Below are 16062 nucleotides of genomic sequence, written 5' to 3'. Positions count from 1 at the left end.
ATATAGGTTTACGAGATGCAATTCAAATAGTTAGTCCCTAAAGGCATGCCACGCGCTCAAACGGGTGATTTGTCAGAGCTCGAAAAGATCTGATAGTAGCGCCGGCGGTTCGACTCCTTTCAAGGCGTGACAGTCGCGTCAGGCGCGGCATGACCACCCATGAGGCCGACATGAAAGCCCGGACGGTGGCGTTGATCGCTGCGGCGTCGCGGCCGGGAAGGCCGGCTGTTTCCGCTCGAACGCCCACGAGGACCAGCGAGCTGACGGACTGAAAGAACGGGATGACGAACGCCGTAGCGACGATGAACACCGGCACCGAGGGGAAGAGGAAGATAGCGCCATGGCGATCATGATCCTGCGCCGGTCGCCGATCAGGTCGGAGAGAATGCCGAGCGAGACGCTGATGGTGACCGCCGACACCGATGTCACGAAGACGAGAACCGAATAGGCCTGATCGCTCATGCCGAGTCCGCGGATTGCCGTTATGGACAGATAGGGCAGGGTCGAGCCATAGGCGGAACCCTGGACGAAGATCATGAAGGCCAGGAGCAGCAATTGCGGCCGGGCACTGATCTGGCGAAGGGAATGAAACATCGGAAATGCAATCTCAAAGCGGACCTCCGCCGCATCGCCGACGGAAGGGAATCGGCGCGATCTGCCGAGTAGGTTGCAATTCGGCAGTTATCCGCATTCCACTCAGGGTTACAAGTGAATTGAGTAAAAGCACTGCCTCGGCTATCCAGTTCGGATGGCACCGAAAAAGAAAAGTCAAAATGCCGCCTCGGAGCACCCGTTGTCGCTTCTCAAACAACTTGCGTCTAAGCCAGAAAAGCTGTTTTCAGGAGCATTTCGTCAGCAATATGGGGCCTTGTGCTTTCGCTACAACGACGATCGAGCGGTCGAGATCCTATTGGTAACATCCCGCGACACCGGACGCTGGATCATCCCGAAGGGATGGCCCATGAAGGGGAAAAAGCCCCATGAGGCCGCAGCCGTCGAGGCCTGGGAAGAAGCGGGTGTGCGCGGACGCGGACGAAAAAGGGCAGTCGGCAGATACACATATCTCAAATTGCTCGATGATGGGGATGTCGCTCCATGCATCGTTGATGTTTTTGAGATTGAGATTTCGAAGGTGAGCGGCAAATTCAAGGAGCGAGGTGAACGAACATTGGCATGGGTCATTCCGGGCGAGGCAGCAAGGCGCGTTCGTGAGATCGAGTTGAAGTCGCTTCTTGTGGAATTCAAACCGGTTGGAAAACAATGACATCTGATTTTAGCATACCGACCGGGCGCCGAATGAGGCCGTTCTCCGAGGCCGAAAACGCGGAGTTTCGCTCGGTCCGGTTTGTCCTTACCGATATGGATGAAACGCTGACACATCACGGAAGACTATCCGCCGCGCTCTGGCGGTCGGGACATTTTCTAGACCTTCGTAGTGATACGTCGGAAGTTAAAAGCCGGGATTTTCATCAAGTCGAGTCCAGAAAAATGGAGGATCGCGGTTCGAACCCCATCAAGACCGGCAATGCTCAACGACTGATCGCATAAAGTACCCTACTGTTCTGCACACTCGTCATCAGCGATTTTGCGCAGGAGGTACAACAAAGCGATGCGTTCTGCCGGATTGAGGCGTGAAACAGTCTCTTCGCTGATGAGATGTGCCCGGGGGTACATCTCCTCGAGCAGGGCCTCGCCCTTGGGCAGCAGCGAGATCACCACCTTGCGGCCGTCGGCCTCGTCTTTGGAAAGATCGATCAGTCCGCGGGCCTTCAGCCGCTCGACAATGCCACGGATGGTCGCCTGGTCGACGGAGGTCGCCTTGACGAGTTCGACCTGCGAACTCGGACCGAGGTCATGCAGCGCGCACAGCGTCACGAACTGCACCGATGTCAGGTCTGGATCGCTGGCATTGGTCTGGAAAATCGACAGATGACGCTGATAGGCCTTGCGCAGCAGATGTCCGACTTGCTCCGTGACATGGTAGCCATTCTGAGGCGCAGGGGCTTCAGGCAACTGTTCGGTATCTTTTGCGGTCATCGTCGGCGTGGTCCATCGGTTCGGCGTCTTTGGCGGGAATGCAGGACACACCACAGCAGGTTGCGCCGGTCAAGGCGTGTCGAGCCGCATCCGCTCCGCGCGATTTCACGCGGAGCGGCTTGGTAATCTCAGTTATTTGAAGTTGTGCTTCATTTCCTTAACGGCGATGTCGCCATCAAGAACCATCAGTTCATCGTCGAGGAACAGCGAGCAACCGCGCATCGGGATATCCAGATGGCAGGCGGTATCGTTCGGGCCGCCGAGCTCGTTGTTGGGGCCAGTGGAGAACATCACGTTGCCGTAGAAGGAGCGTGCTTCCATGCCCATGCCGCCCGGGAATTCGCCGGGCACCATTCGATGCCACTTGGCGTTCTGATTAAGGCCCCAGCCGACATGGCTCATGCCCATGCCACGCGGGTCGTTGAAACCTGCCATGTAGGATTTGACCAGCTCGGCATCGAGACCGCCGCGAATGTCGGTGATCCAACCGTTCTCGATCGTATAGATGATCGGGTCGCGCACGTAGATGTTCTGCGGCAGCAGAATATCGCCCGGAGCAACGACGATTGTACCGTCGACGCCATCGTCGTCACCGCCGGTAAAGACAAACCCGGACGGCCAATGATCCCAACGGCCCGGCTCGTCCGTGCACGCATATTCCGTAACGGCGGGATAGGTGTTGAGCTTGTAGGTGACATCTGTGCCTTGCGGAGAGGTGATCCGCATCACCTTCGCTTTGGACAGCAGGTCTCCGGCAAATTCGACGCGCTCGCGCAGTTCCTTTGTCGGCAGCATGCGTGCGAGAATCTCCGGCGGTTCGACGGCAGTCAGGATGCGCGTGCCGGCCGCCTGGATCGCCATCTGTTCCGGGCTGAAGAGCAGGAAGATGCAATCAATCAGCATGTCGGCGGCCTTCAGGGCCTCTACCGCTTCCGGCATGGCAGCCAGGCCTGTCTGGCCGACCGCCCATGCACCTGCCGGCGGCACCGGCGGCAAACGCATGTGATACATCTTGGCGCCAAGACGCATGCCCGCCGCCATGAAGGCGTCGGCGTAATCGAGGCGCTCGTTGCCCTGAGTAAGGACGATGAGTTTTTCGCCCTCGTGGACGCCCGACATCTTCAACTGATGCAGGCAAATTTCCGTGAAGCTGAATTGATCCATGCTCGTTCCCTTATCTTTGCTTGAATGCTTGGGTGTTTCGTCCAGTTACGGACAGTTGGACTTGACCTTGGCGATTTCGGCGATCGCCTCCTCCCTCGAAACGACATCGCCATATTTGCTGTCGATATCGAAAAGATTGGCATTGTGCGGATCCGGGTGCCGGTCGCCGACGCATTCGCGCACGACGATGCCACGGAATCCATGCTGGACCGCGTCGACGGCTGTGGCGCGGATGCAGCCGCTGGTCGAGCAGCCGGCCATGATCACGGTGTCGATGCCCTGCGCATGCAACTGCGAGGCAAGGCTGGTGCCGAAGAAAGCGCTGGCATACTGCTTGACGATAACGAGCTCGCCCTTGGCAGGCTCGACGCCGGCGCAGAACTCGGCCAGCACATTGCCTTCGACCATTCCCTTCATGACGGGTGATTTCTTCACCCACATGCCGCCGTCAGCGCAGTTTTCCGCAAGATAGAGGATGCGCGTATGGATGACCGGGATGCCGGCGTCGCGGGCGGCCTGGATGAGCGCCGGCGTCTGCGCGACCGCGTCAACCACGCCCGGGGCGTAGAGAGGCGCGCCCTCCGTGGTGTACCCCTTCAGGAAATCGATGACGAGCAGGGCAGGGCGCTGGCCGAAGCCGATGCGGTTGCCCCAGACGCCCTGATAATTGCTTTCCGCGCTCTGCATGATCGGTCTCTCTTCAGTATGCGCCGGACAGAAGTGCGCCGGCGCCCGGCACGACTGCTTCCAGACCGAGCTTCTTGAGCATGCAGTAAGTTGTCGCCACAGCGGCGGTCAGAACCGGCTTGCCGGTCATGGCCTCGACCTTGGCAATCACCGGCAGCGACGGCATCTGCACGCAGGCCGACAGCACGATGACATCGACGTTCGACAGATCAAGCGTCTGGACAATGGCCGGGAGATTTTCCGGGTCGTGGCGGGCGACATCGAGATTGTCGGGAATTTCAAGGGCCCGGCAATCCATGACCTCGAAGCCCTCTTCCCGGATGTAATTCACCACGAGTTCGGTCAGCGGTTTCATATAAGGTGCGACGACGGCGATCTTCTTTGCCTTCATCACCTTCAGGCCCTCGATTAACGCGCCGGCGCTGGTAACGACGGGAATGTTCGTGTCGTTTTCCTGAGTGCGGCCGGTGAGGCGCTTTTCCGACTGGCGGTGATAGCCGAGGCCCATCGCCATGATCGCAACCAGGCAGGCGTAGCCGAGAACATCGACGCGGGCGTCGGAAAGCTCGACGGCGCAACGGTCGGATTCGGCGTCCATCGCTGCCAATTCTTCCTTGACCACTTTCTTCATCCGCATGCGGCTGGAGTGGAAGGTGAAGCGCTCGGGGCGGATGGACTGGCGCGCCGTCAACATGGCGGGAATTTCAGTCTCCATCGTCGTGTTGGAGCTCGGAACGATCTGGCCGATACGGTAATATTTCTGCACGGATGGAATCCTCTGCGTTGCAAAAGCGGGTGCCAAACAAACGGCGGCGGATCGTCGACCCGTCGCCGTTTCAATAACGGGAGAGAAAATCTCCAAGCGCGGCAAAGAAGCCGTCGAAATCATCCCATGGGATCATGTGCCCGGCATCGGGCACGCGCACGATTTCCACCGCTGGATAAAGTGCCTGGATTTCGTCTTCGTCCACCGGCTCAATGACGCCGCCGCGACCGGCAACCATAAGCATGGCTGGCTGGTTGAGCTTCGGGAGATCGGAGAAGATGTCGTCCTTGTGGAAGTCCTCGAAGGCGGTGACGATGGCGGGCTCGTAGCAGGTGTGCAGCCATTCGGCGCGCAGCTTCAGCTGTTCGTCGGTCCATGTCGGGCAAAACGCCTTCATGCGTTCCGCATCGATGCCCTTCAGCGCCAGGCGGATGCTGTCGACATACCAGGGCAGCTTGCTCGGGTAGGCGCGACGTCCGGGGCCAGACACAGGCGGATCGATCAGCGCAAGCCGCGAGAACGCCTTCGGTGCCGAAACGGCGGCCCGGATTGCAATGCGTGCACCCATCGAGTGGCCAAGCAGTGCCGGAGCGGAAAGTCCGAGCGCTGAGGCGAAGCCGACGACGTCAGCGGCCATTGTGTCGAGCCCGTATTCGAGATCTGGACCGGTCGAAGACAGCCCCCGGCCGCGCACGTCGATCACGTAGACGTCGTAGCGTTCGGCGAGCCGCTCGGCGACAAACCCCCAGGTGATCGCCGGGCTGGTTATGCCGGGGATCAGGATGACGGCAGGGCCTTTTCCGCCGTAGCGCAGATAGTGTTGCCGAATGCCGTTGGCGAAGACGTTCGCCCCGTACAACGCGCCGCCGCTCATGCTGCGGTCTCGCTCTTCAGCGGCTCGGCATAGATGTCGTAGCCATAGACCCACGCGGGATCCTCCTGCTTGAGCAGGAAGGTGTTGGCGTTCGAAACGCTCTGGACACGCGTCGCGCGGTCGCGGCGGTTAGTCTCATACAGTCCGAAAGCGGTGCGGAAATCGTTGATGCCGGTTTCCTGCAGGCAACGGGTCAGCATGGCGGCGTCTTCGATCGCCATCGCGGCACCCTGCGCCATGTGCGGCTTCATCGGATGGCAGGCATCGCCGAGCAGCACTAGGCGGCCCTTGCTCCAAAGCGGGAGCGGGTTGCGGTTGAACAGCGGCCACTTCGTCACCCCATCGGTCCTTTCGATCAGCGCCTGGATGATCGGATGATAGCCCTCGAACGCAGCCGCCATCTCGTCGCGGCTGCTGTCGACGAAGGCCGAATCGAATTCCCAGGCCGGATGCGGAACGCCGGTGACATAGTAATATTCGTCGCGGCTGGCCGTCGTGTAGTAGACCATCATGTGACGGTCCGGACCCCACCACTTGACGCAATCCTCGAAGGTCAGGTCGTATTTCTTCAGCTTGTCGGACGAGATCAGGGCGCGATGGCCGACCCAGCCGCTGTAATTCGGCTTTTCTTCGCCGAGCAGCGTTTCGCGAACGCGCGAATTGATGCCGTCGGCGCCGATCACGATATCGGCGCGCACCGAGGTTCCATCTTCGAATTCGATCAGTACGTCGGTGCCGCTGTCGTCGAGGCGAGCCAGCTTCTTGCCGAAATGCAAGGTGCCCGGCTGCAGCGCATCGCACTGAATGGCCTGCAGGTCGCCACGGTGAACGGTGCAATAGGTCTGGCCGTAGCCCTCGAGCGGAACCCGCGCGGTGTATTCGCCGGTAATGCCGTCGCGGCTGAACCAATGGCTCGGCGTGCTGCTGATGCTGATGACCTTCTTGTCGACGCCGATGCGCTCGAAAATCTTCAGGACGTTCGGCCCCATATGGATGCCGGCGCCCAGGCGCGAGAAGCTCGGCGCTTGTTCATAGACGTTGACGTCAAAACCCGCGTGCTGGAGTAGCGCACCCGCGACGGCGCCGCCGAGGCCGGCGCCGATAATCGCGATCTTTTCTTTTCGGTTAGACATAGCGACCCTTCTTAGCTGTCTTTCGACGCATTGTTCCCACGATTGGAGGCTAGGCAAAAGTCTAGCGCATACACTCTAAATAGCAATAGCGAGGCTTTGATTTTCATCCAAATTAAGCAGAAATTCGCCTAGCAATTGAATATACTAGCAAAATCGCAATGGCAAAATCCGGCTTGTCATTCGTCACTATAAAGCGTATACGCTTCTTAATAAAATAAAAGGGGCAATAGATGCGAAGAGTCGGTGACTGTCGCATCGTTATGGTTTGTGGGCGTCCGCGCGATGTCTGCTGCGTAGCGGTTCGGCCAATGGAAAAAGGCGTGGTCTGTGTTTCGTTCTCCGGTGCGGAGGGCCTGCTTTGACACTGCCAGTTTGCTTCAGTTTGAATGTGAACGACGCCGTCGAGAGCGTCGAAGCAAGCCCGGAAACACCACTTCTTTATATCCTCAGAAACGATCTCTCCCTGAATGGTCCGAAATACGGTTGCGGGCTCGGCGAATGCGGTGCCTGCGCTGTACTTGTCGATGGTCGCGCCGTTCGCTCGTGCACGGTGCCGCTCGGTGCGGTCGGCAAGCGCCGTGTCACCACACTCGAGGGTCTCGGCACGCCCGAGCATCTGCATCCGGTCCAGGCGGCCTTTATCGACGAGGCCGCGGCTCAATGCGGATATTGCCTGAACGGCATGATCATCGCCACCGCAGCCCTGCTCAATCGCAACACCGATCCCGACGAGGACACGATTCGCGAGGCGCTGCGCCATCACCTCTGCCGTTGCGGAACGCATATGGAAATACTCGCCGCGGCCAGGCGGGCCGTCGCCTATGCCAAGGTCGAGCGAGCGCGCCGATCCATGCCGGACGGTGTCTCGCCAAAAGCCGCGAAGGAGGTCTCCCCGTGACCGATCACCGCCAAATGCCGAAATCGGCCTATATGTCGGCCGCCGACACGCTGCTGATCGTCAACGATGCACTGCTCGGCGATGCGGCCGAACTCTATATCGCGGTGGGCGCCGATAGCCGAGTGACCGCGTTCAACGGCCACGTCGATCTCGGGACAGGCATCCGAACTTCCCTGGCGCAAATCGTCGCCGAGGAACTCAGCGTGCCGTTCGAGCATGTGGACATGGTGCTTGGCACCACCTCCGCCGCACCCGACCAGGGCGCGACCATCGCCAGCGAAACGATCCAGATCACCGCGGTGCCGCTGCGGCAGGCCGCCGCCACCGCCCGCCATCATCTGCTGGCCAAGGCAGCCGAGAAGGTCGGCGTGCCGCTTGATCGGCTGAGGCTGGAAGACGGCATTATCCGTGCCGACGGCGGCGAGAACTGGCGGTTGAGCTTCGGCGATATCGTCGCCGGCAGCCATGCCAGGCTGTCGATCGACAAGAACGCGGCCCTGAAACCGGCCTCGGACTACAAGCTGGTCGGCTCGTCGCGTCCGCGCGTCGATATTCCCGAGAAGGCGACGGGGCGCTGGACCTACGTGCATGATGTCCGCGTGCCGGGCATGCTGCATGGCCGCGTCGTGCGGCCGCCCTATGCCGGTTTCGATCACGGCGACCATGTCGGAAACAGCCTGATTTCGATCGACGAGGCATCGGTCGCGCATATTCGCGGGCTTGTCGGCATCGTCGCCATCGGCGATTTCGTCGGCGTGGTCGCGACCCGCGAGGAAATCGCCATCGAGGCGGCGAAGAGCCTGAAGGTCGTGTGGCGCGCGCCGCCCGAGTGGCCGGATCTCAACGCGCCAGAAAAGGCGCTGCGCGCCAATCCGTCGACCGCGCGCAAGCTTGCCGATCTCGGCAATGTCGATATGGCCCTGGCCGGCAGCGCCCAGCCGATGAACCGCACCTATGTCTGGCCCTACCAGATGCACGGCTCGATCGGTCCGTCCTGCGCGGTGGCCGATTACAACGAAGGTGGGCTGACGGTCTGGTCGGGAACGCAGAACCCGTTCCCGATGCGGCGCGATCTGGCGCTGCTTCTCGACATGCCGGAAGAGCTGATCCGGGTCGAGCGGCTGGAAGCCGCCGGCTGCTATGGCCGCAATTGCGCCGATGACGTCACTGCGGATGCGGCCCTGCTGTCGCGCGCCGTCAAGGCGCCCGTCCGTGTCCAGCTGACGCGCGAACAGGAGCATGCCTGGGAGCCGAAGGGCGCCGCCCAGATCATGGACGTGCGCGGCGGTCTCGATCTGGAAGGCGGTCCGTCCGCCTATGATTTCGAAACCCGCTATCCCTCCAATCTGGCGCCGACCCTTCCCTTGATCCTCACCGGCAAGGTGCCGCCAGTCTCCGACGTCGTGCAGATGGGCGATCGCACCGCCATCCCGCCCTATGCCTACGGGAACCTTCGCGTCACCGTGCACGACATGCCGCCGATCGCGCGCGCCTCTTGGTTCCGCGGCGTGTCGGCGATGCCCAACACGTTTGCGCACGAATGCTATGTCGATGAACTGGCAGCCGCGGCCGGCGTCGATCCAGTCGAGTACAGGCTTCGCTACCTCCACGATCCGCGCGCCGTCGATCTAGTGCGTGCGCTGGCCGAACGGGCAAACTGGGTACCGCATACGACATGGGGCACGCTCGGCGGCGAGGGCGACCTGCTCTATGGGCGAGGGTTCGCCTATGCCGTCTACATCCATGGGCCGTTTCCGGGCAAAGCCGCCGCCTGGGCCGCCTGGGTCGCCGATGTCGCGGTCAATAAGAAGACTGGCGAGATCGCGGTCACCAAGGTGACGTGCGCGCAGGATTCCGGGATGATGATCAATCCGGATGGTGTCCGCCACCAGATCCACGGCAATATCATTCAATCCACCAGCCGGGTGCTGAAGGAAAAGGTCGAATTCTCGTCGACCGCCGTGCAGTCGAAGGAGTGGGGTGGCTATCCGCTGATCACCTTTCCCGAGGTGCCTGATATCGACGTGTTAATGGTGCCGCGGCAGGACGAACCCCCGCTCGGCGTCGGAGAGTCCGCCTCCGTTCCCAGCGCCTCGGCCATTGCCAACGCCGTCTACGATGCTACCGGTATTCGCTTCCGCGAGCTGCCGCTGACGCCGGAACTGGTGCTGGCCGCGCTGAACGGCAAGACGGACGAAACGCCGGCCGCCCCGGTCGCGAAGAAGCGGAACTGGTGGAACATCGGTCTGTCCGCCGTCGGTGCGGTCGCGGCTCTGTCCGGCATCGTCACGATGGCCTCGCCATGGCGCCCGGTGATCGGCACCATCCAGCGCCCGGACGCGAACGTCTACAGCGCCGCCACCATCGAGCGCGGCCGGCTGGCGGCTGCGGCCGGCGCCTGCAATGTCTGCCATGTCGGCAATGACGGCACACCCTTCGCCGGCGGACGGCGCTTCGACACGCCGTTCGGCGCCGTCTATGCCACCAACATCACCCCGGACGCGCAAAGCGGCATCGGCGCCTGGTCCTACCCGGCCTTCGAGCGGGCCATGCGCGAGGGCGTGAGCCGTGATGGCCATCACCTCTATCCCGCCCATCCCTACACCTCGTTTGCGGGCGCCGAGGATGCCGATCTTCAGGCGCTCTACGCCTACATGATGACGCAGGCGCCGGTCGCCGAAAAGGCGCCGGAGACAAAGCTCAAGTTTCCCTACAGCATCCGCGCGATGATGGCGGGCTGGAACGCGCTGTTCCTGAAAACGGAGCCGTTCAAATATGTCGAGACCCGCGATGCGCCGTGGAACAGGGGCGCCTATCTCGTCGAGACCCTGGGTCACTGTTCGGCCTGCCACACGGACCGCAATGTGCTCGGCGCGGAAAAGAGCGGCAGCGCCCGGCTTTCCGGCGGCTTTGCCGACGGCTGGGAGGCGCCGGCCCTGAATGCGTTCGCCAGGGGTCCGGTCGGCTGGACGGCCGATGCCTTCTACGACTACCTGCGCACCGGACACTCGCGCGATCATGGCAGTGCCGCCGGTCCGATGGCGCATGTCGTCGAGGTGATGCAGCCGCTGCCGGATAGCGATATCCGCGCCATGGCGACCTATCTCGCAAGCCTCAACGAGGCGCCCGCCGGGACCAAGGCACAGAGCGAGGCGGCCGTTGCCGCGAGTGAAGCGGCCAAGGCTTCTGCCGCGCGGATTTCGCCGAAGGGCGAGCGTATTTTCAATGGTGCCTGCGCGACTTGTCATACCGGCAATTCGATTTTGTCGTCGCTGGCCCTCAACAGCAACCTGCATGCCGCGACGCCTGATAATCTCATCCAGGCGATCCTGAACGGTGTCGAGGCGCCGGCGATCCTTGCGCAGACCACCGGCCGGGAAGCCCCCGAGGTGATGTCGATGCCCGCGTTCCGCCAGACACTGAACGAGAACCAGATCAAAGACCTCGCCGATTATCTGAGAGCGCGTTTCGCCCCCGACAAGCCGGCCTGGACGGAAACGACGAAAGCCATGCAACGGGTGACGGCAGCAAGCCACTAGGGAGCAGACGATTTGGACCAGATCCGAACCGGACAGGATATCGACCCCCGCGACTTGTTCGAGAACCCGACAGCCGCGTTTCGCCCGTCGGCTTACTGGTTCTGGCATTCGATCCCGACGCAGGAGGTTTGCCACGCTCAGCTCGGCGATTTCAAGCTGAAGGGGATCGGCACGATCCTGATCCAGGCCCGGCTTGCGATGTCGCGCGATGACTACCTGTCGCCGGCCTATCTCGAAGCCTATCGAGTCGCGGCCGGGATCGCCGGCAAGCTTGGGCTGAAGCTTGGGATCTACGACGATTACAACTGGATCAGCGGTCATGCCGGCGGCCGAACTGTCGCGGGCCGCGACGACTTGCGCGAGCGTCACCTGTTTTGGTCGTCATCAGGGCATGGGCGAGGGCAGATCAGCGGCATCCACCCGCCGTTCACCCGGACAATGGGCGCCGATATCGTCGAGTGGCAGTATGAGGGATGCGTGGTCGAATGGTGTGAGTGGACGGTCGAAGCGGCGTTGCTGCATTCGTCGGCCGGCATCGTCGGCCTCGATCAGATTGTCGATGTGACGGCGCGGACATCCATCGTCGACAGCGACGGTGTGTCCTGCACCTACGCGTTCGACGGCGCGGCCGGGGACGGCCAGATGCTGACGGTGTTCGTCAGCGCCCGGTCGACCACTTCGCGGCTGATCAATTACCTGCTGCCGGAGGCCGCGGAGCGGTTCATCGAGGTCGGGCTTGATCCGCTGGTCGAGGCGCTTGGCGATCTCGTGCCCGATCCCGTCGGCTTCGTGTTCTACGACCAACCGGCAGCGGGTTTTTACAAGTGGGATCAGATCTCGGGTTGCCTCGGCAACAGCCTGCTGTTCGCGCCAAGCCTGCCGGACGCCGTTTCGGGCGGCACGGGGGGACCTTTCGCCAAAACGCTGCTGGCATTGCTGCGTGATGTCGGGCCAGGGACCTTGCGGTTACGGGCGCGGTTCTATGCCGTCTATTCGGCGCTGATGAACGAGGCCTTTTCCGGCACTTTGCGCAGATGGGCCGAGGGCAGGGGGATTGTCCTCACCGGGCACGAGATCCTGCCGCATATCAGTTCGTGGTCGTTGAACGGCGGCTTCACCAGCATCGACCCCAGGGTGGCGCTTGCGGTGGATTTCTTCGGCATCGACGCTTTGAGGCATGAAACGGCAGTCGATTCCAACAACTTCGTTGCTCAGCTTGCGCCGAAGCTAGGCGATTCCGTTGCCCGATCGAATGGCCGCAGCCGCTGCGTCGTCGAAACATATGCCAGTGCCGAGCGAACGCCGGTGCGCGCTGCGGGGCAATGGGAGTTGACGCTGGAGACGGTCAGGGCGCAGGCAATCCGGCTCTATTGCCTCGGCACCCGGCAGTTTCTGTGGCACGGCGTATACCAAACTGACGGTCATGACGACGATCCAACGCCCTTTGCCAATCCGCGTTTCGATTTTGGGCCGGGCATCAATTTCGAGCCGTGGTGGAGCTATCATGATCTGTTCGCGCAGGAGACCGCGCGCATTTCTGCCTTCATCGAACTGGCCACCCCACGCACGCCGGTTGCGATCCTCTATCCGCTTCATACCGCCTTTGCAGAAGGCCCACGCCACAACCATGCCACCCACATCGGTGCATGGTGCGGAGGGCTTCTGGCTGAAGGCTGCGACTTCATGTTCGTCAGCGAAGCCGATCTCGCGACGGCAAGGATCGAGAACGGCCGCCTGCTGGCATCCGGGCTCTCCTTCGATGCTGTTGTCCTACCATCGGTCACGGTGTTCGAGACGGCAAAAACGTTGCGCGCGCTAGACGCCTTCAAGGCTGCTGGCGGAGTTGTCTGGTCGTCAGGAGATCGCTTGTCTACCATTTGCGATGGCGGCGATCCGCTGAGCCCGATAGCTTCCACGCACATCGATCACATGCCTGAGAGGCGAGATATCACTGCGCTCCTGTCGTTGCTGCCGTTATCAGGTCCGGCGGTGGTTTGCCATTCGCCGGATCGTCCTTGGCAATGGGTCGGGCATGAAGCCGATTGCTGGTGGCGGATTGTTCTCTTCAACGATGGCGCAACGCCGCTGGTGAGCGAGATTTCCTTCGGTGACGGCGTCGACTCCGAGATCTGGTCCGCCACGACCGGCAAGGTGGAGGAGGCCGCTGCCTTCAGCCGCCTGACGGTCAGGCTCGACCCGCAGGAAGTGCGCTGCATGCGGCTGCGCGAGACGGCGCAGGGGATAGCAAGAGAGGGCCGTCTCACGGCCCAGCCGCCGCTCGATGCCGCGCGCGCCGTATCGCTTGTCGTCGGCTGGAGTTTCGCGCCAGGCGCCGATGCGGCATTCGTGCCGATCTCGGTCGAGTGCGGATGGGAGACGCAGGGATTTGCCGATTTCTCAGGCACGGGTATCTACCGGCTGGCGCTTGAGATCGGCGACGAGGCGGAGTGGTTTCTCGAATTGCCAGAGGTCGCGACCGTGGTTGTCGCCCACCTCGATGGCCGGCAGATCGATCGGCGGGGCTGGCGGCCCTACCGTTTTGCTTTGGGGCGGCTGATCCCCGGTGTCCATTCGCTGGAACTTCGCGTCGCGAACACGGCGGCAAATCGCTACTACAACAATACACCCTATCTCGGCGAGAACCTCGACAAGAGCGGGTTGACCGCAGCTCCGACACTCATCCCGCTTAAAACCTGACCGGAAGCCCAGAATCATGCCACAACATTCGACAATTCCCCTGATGCGCGCCTGGAACAGCTGGTTCAGTCGGCCGGCCGAAATGGTCTTCCTGCCGCTCGGCGTGCGGATCACGCCGGTGCTGTACTCGACCCGCAGCAAGACGACTTCCGCGATCGAGCCGCGGCGCGACGCGGTTCGCCTTGGCCGTCACGCCATCGACGGCTCGCTGATCGAGCTGGAGACCGATCACAGCGGTACGACGGTCGCCTTTTCGACGACGAAGACCGATCCCTTCGCCATACGCGGCAGCTGGAACGGCAAGGTGTCGGCCGAGTGGGGGCTGCGCTTCTGGTTGACGCTGGCAATCTCGTCCGATGGCGGCGAAGTGGCGGTCCATGATATGGGCCGCAACATCACGCTGCTGAGGGTCGGCACGCGATTCGTGGCGGTCGCGACAGCCGAGGCGCCGGTGCACGTGACCGGTCACGACACGATCGACGCGCTGCGGGCGGATTTCGAGGAAAACGGTTACTTCTACACCGCCACCCGCAAGAACGAGGCACCGGTGATCGCCTTGCGTTTCAATCTCGAGATGATGCGCAAGGGGGCCTATGCTGCAGGCGTCGCAGACAGCGCGGAGCTTGCGATTGCCAAGGCGCAGGCCTGCCTTGCCGCCGGAGCATCCGCCGATATCGCTGGTGCGCAGACCGGCGTGTTCGATGGCGCACTCGACGCCGTCCGCGATGTGGTCGCATGGAACACCATTTGGGACGAAACCAACGCGCGTCCGTACACGGCGGTGACGCGGATTTGGAACCTCGGGAAATTTGCCGTCTGGTTCAACGACCAGATTTTTGCGGCGCTTCTCGCCGGAGTTTTCGACGCCGACCTGGCGCGCGAAAACATGGCAACGGCAATGGCGGGTGCGACGCCGCAGGGCAACATCGCTTGCATTGTCACCTCCAACGATGCATGGGTCGATCGCAGCCAACTGCCGTTTGGCGCGCTCGTTGTCTGGCAGCTCTACCAGCGCACCGGCGAACGTTCGATGATCCAAGCAAGCTACGATGCGCTGGTGCGCAATCGGCGTTGGTGGCAGGAAAATCGCGATCCCGACCGCTTCGGCCTGCTCTCGTGCGGAACATCGGATGTTGGCGAAGGCCTCTATAAGGGCACAGCCTTTGGCGCGCGCAATGAAACCGGCATGGACAACTCCGCGACCCATGACGAAGCGGTCTACGATCCCATCACCCGCACGCTGTCGACCTTCGATCTGGGTCTGAACTGCGCTGCGGCTCTCGACGCCGAAATGCTGTCGAAAATGGCAGCCGTGCTCGGCAAGCATGACGATGCGCACGAATTCGCCGCCCTTGCCGAGCGTAGCCGTACGCTCATCTCGCAAACGTTATGGGACGAAAGCCGTGGCATCTTCGCCAATCGGCAGCGCCGCGGTGGCTTCGTGCGGTCGCTATCCCCGACCAGCTTCTATCCGCTGCTTTGCGGTGCGGCGACGCCCGCGCAGGCGGCTCTGCTGCTCCATCATCTTGGCGACGAGAGCACCTTCGGCGGCGACTACGTGCTTCCGAATGCAACACGCGACGATCCTGCCTTCGCCGATAATATCTACTGGCGCGGACGCATCTGGCCGAACGTGAACTACATGGTCTGGCTCGGCCTGCGGCGCTACGGCTTTGTTGCCGAAGCCAGCAAGCTCGCCAGCCAGAGCTACGATCTGTTCATGAAGAACTGGCGCGACGATCGCATCGCCTCTGAAAACTACAATGCAGTGACCGGTGAGGCGATGGATCAGGGCGATACCGATCCGTTCTACATCTGGGCCGCGATGCTGCCGCTGATGGCTACCGGCGAGATTGTCGACTTTGATCCTTGGACCGGCTGGACGGTGCGCAACACCGGCCAGGATTTGGTGCTCGGGCCAGTGGTCTCGCCGTCTGGAGCGCTCGGGCTGACCGTCAAGTCCGGTATCCTAGTGATGACATTGAACGGTCACGCAGCGCTGAAGACAGATCTGCACACGACGCTGTCGCGCATCGTCTTCGCCAACGGGCGGGTGGCCTGCACGATTGCACCCGTCTCCGAGGCTGGTTACATCGAGTTGCCAGGCTTGGCATTGGGCGATGTTCTTGCCGCCCGTATCAACGGGCAGGACATCAACTATTTGTCGGGCGACGACGGAATACGCGTCATGATTGCTGGACACGCTGAGGATCGCTGGCTGGACGTCTATTTTTCATCGCCACGTGCTCACTAAAGCAAGGCAGTGC

Annotated in this window: 12 protein-coding genes; 5 read left to right on the top strand and 7 right to left on the bottom strand. The window is 61.8% G+C overall.

Features of this window, described 5'->3' with window-relative positions:
- Window positions 1-138 precede the first annotated feature (138 nt).
- Entirely contained in the window at window positions 139-594 is a 456-nt protein-coding gene (locus B5P46_RS26885; RefSeq protein ID WP_129421379.1) for a hypothetical protein, read from the bottom strand.
- Between the two features lie 154 nt (window positions 595-748).
- Between B5P46_RS26885 and B5P46_RS26880 the strand changes: the two genes are divergently transcribed.
- Window positions 749-1264: an NUDIX hydrolase gene (locus tag B5P46_RS26880; protein WP_129421378.1), complete on the top strand. Its 516-nt coding sequence runs from the start codon at window positions 749-751 to the stop codon at window positions 1262-1264.
- Window positions 1265-1554: 290 nt separating this feature from the next.
- On the opposite strand, the gene B5P46_RS26870 is transcribed toward B5P46_RS26880, so the two are convergent.
- From B5P46_RS26870 to B5P46_RS26845, 6 genes are all read right to left on the bottom strand, one after another.
- The gene (locus B5P46_RS26870) at window positions 1555-2037 is read right to left on the bottom strand and encodes a MarR family winged helix-turn-helix transcriptional regulator (RefSeq protein WP_129421377.1); all 483 of its coding nucleotides are present in this window, start codon (window positions 2035-2037) and stop codon (window positions 1555-1557) included.
- Window positions 2038-2169: 132 nt separating this feature from the next.
- Window positions 2170-3201 carry a leucyl aminopeptidase gene (locus B5P46_RS26865; protein WP_129421376.1) on the bottom strand — a complete coding sequence of 344 codons (1032 nt, stop codon included), beginning with the start codon at window positions 3199-3201 and terminating at the stop codon, window positions 2170-2172.
- Between the two features lie 45 nt (window positions 3202-3246).
- Window positions 3247-3888 (bottom strand): N-carbamoylsarcosine amidohydrolase, encoded by a 642-nt coding sequence (locus B5P46_RS26860; protein WP_129421375.1) that lies wholly within the window; start codon window positions 3886-3888, stop codon window positions 3247-3249.
- Window positions 3889-3901: 13 nt separating this feature from the next.
- A complete protein-coding gene (locus tag B5P46_RS26855) occupies window positions 3902-4654 on the bottom strand; it encodes a maleate cis-trans isomerase family protein (protein ID WP_129421374.1) in 753 nt (250 codons plus the stop codon).
- 70 nt (window positions 4655-4724) lie between these two features.
- Window positions 4725-5528, bottom strand: a complete 804-nt coding sequence (locus tag B5P46_RS26850) for an alpha/beta fold hydrolase (RefSeq protein ID WP_129421373.1) — start codon at window positions 5526-5528, stop codon at window positions 4725-4727.
- A complete protein-coding gene (locus B5P46_RS26845; RefSeq protein ID WP_129421372.1) occupies window positions 5525-6661 on the bottom strand; it encodes an FAD-dependent monooxygenase in 1137 nt (378 codons plus the stop codon). The genes B5P46_RS26850 and B5P46_RS26845 overlap by 4 nt, the downstream gene beginning before the upstream one ends.
- Window positions 6662-7019: 358 nt before the next feature.
- Here B5P46_RS26845 and B5P46_RS26840 point away from each other — a divergent pair, with 358 nt between their 5' ends.
- Genes B5P46_RS26840 through B5P46_RS26825 form a run of 4 tightly spaced genes read left to right on the top strand, consistent with a single transcriptional unit; the run spans window position 7020 to window position 16049 of the window.
- Entirely contained in the window at window positions 7020-7559 is a 540-nt protein-coding gene (locus B5P46_RS26840) for a (2Fe-2S)-binding protein (RefSeq protein WP_245456294.1), read from the top strand.
- Window positions 7556-11098, top strand: coding sequence for a molybdopterin cofactor-binding domain-containing protein (locus B5P46_RS26835; RefSeq protein WP_129421371.1), 3543 nt, complete (start codon window positions 7556-7558; stop codon window positions 11096-11098). The genes B5P46_RS26840 and B5P46_RS26835 overlap by 4 nt, the downstream gene beginning before the upstream one ends.
- A 12-nt stretch (window positions 11099-11110) precedes the next feature.
- A complete protein-coding gene (locus B5P46_RS26830; RefSeq protein ID WP_129421370.1) occupies window positions 11111-13795 on the top strand; it encodes a carbohydrate-binding protein in 2685 nt (894 codons plus the stop codon).
- 16 nt (window positions 13796-13811) lie between these two features.
- Entirely contained in the window at window positions 13812-16049 is a 2238-nt protein-coding gene (locus B5P46_RS26825) for an MGH1-like glycoside hydrolase domain-containing protein (protein WP_129421369.1), read from the top strand.
- The last annotated feature ends 13 nt before the right edge of the window (window positions 16050-16062 follow it).

Origin of the sequence: Rhizobium leguminosarum (assembly GCF_004123835.1) — a bacterium.
Taxonomy (GTDB): Bacteria; Pseudomonadota; Alphaproteobacteria; order Rhizobiales; family Rhizobiaceae; genus Rhizobium; species Rhizobium leguminosarum_M.
The sequence above is the reverse complement of the archived record's forward strand: the minus strand, read 5'-3'. Positions and strand labels throughout refer to the sequence as shown.

Coding starts and splice junctions, on each gene's coding strand:
- B5P46_RS26885 (WP_129421379.1), bottom strand. CDS start 594: ATGTTTCATTCCCTTCGCCAGATCAGTGCCCGGCCGCAATTGCTGCTC.
- B5P46_RS26880 (WP_129421378.1), top strand. CDS start 749: ATGGCACCGAAAAAGAAAAGTCAAAATGCCGCCTCGGAGCACCCGTTG.
- B5P46_RS26870 (WP_129421377.1), bottom strand. CDS start 2,037: ATGACCGCAAAAGATACCGAACAGTTGCCTGAAGCCCCTGCGCCTCAG.
- B5P46_RS26865 (WP_129421376.1), bottom strand. CDS start 3,201: ATGGATCAATTCAGCTTCACGGAAATTTGCCTGCATCAGTTGAAGATG.
- B5P46_RS26860 (WP_129421375.1), bottom strand. CDS start 3,888: ATGCAGAGCGCGGAAAGCAATTATCAGGGCGTCTGGGGCAACCGCATC.
- B5P46_RS26850 (WP_129421373.1), bottom strand. CDS start 5,528: ATGAGCGGCGGCGCGTTGTACGGGGCGAACGTCTTCGCCAACGGCATT.
- B5P46_RS26845 (WP_129421372.1), bottom strand. CDS start 6,661: ATGTCTAACCGAAAAGAAAAGATCGCGATTATCGGCGCCGGCCTCGGC.
- B5P46_RS26825 (WP_129421369.1), top strand. CDS start 13,812: ATGCCACAACATTCGACAATTCCCCTGATGCGCGCCTGGAACAGCTGG.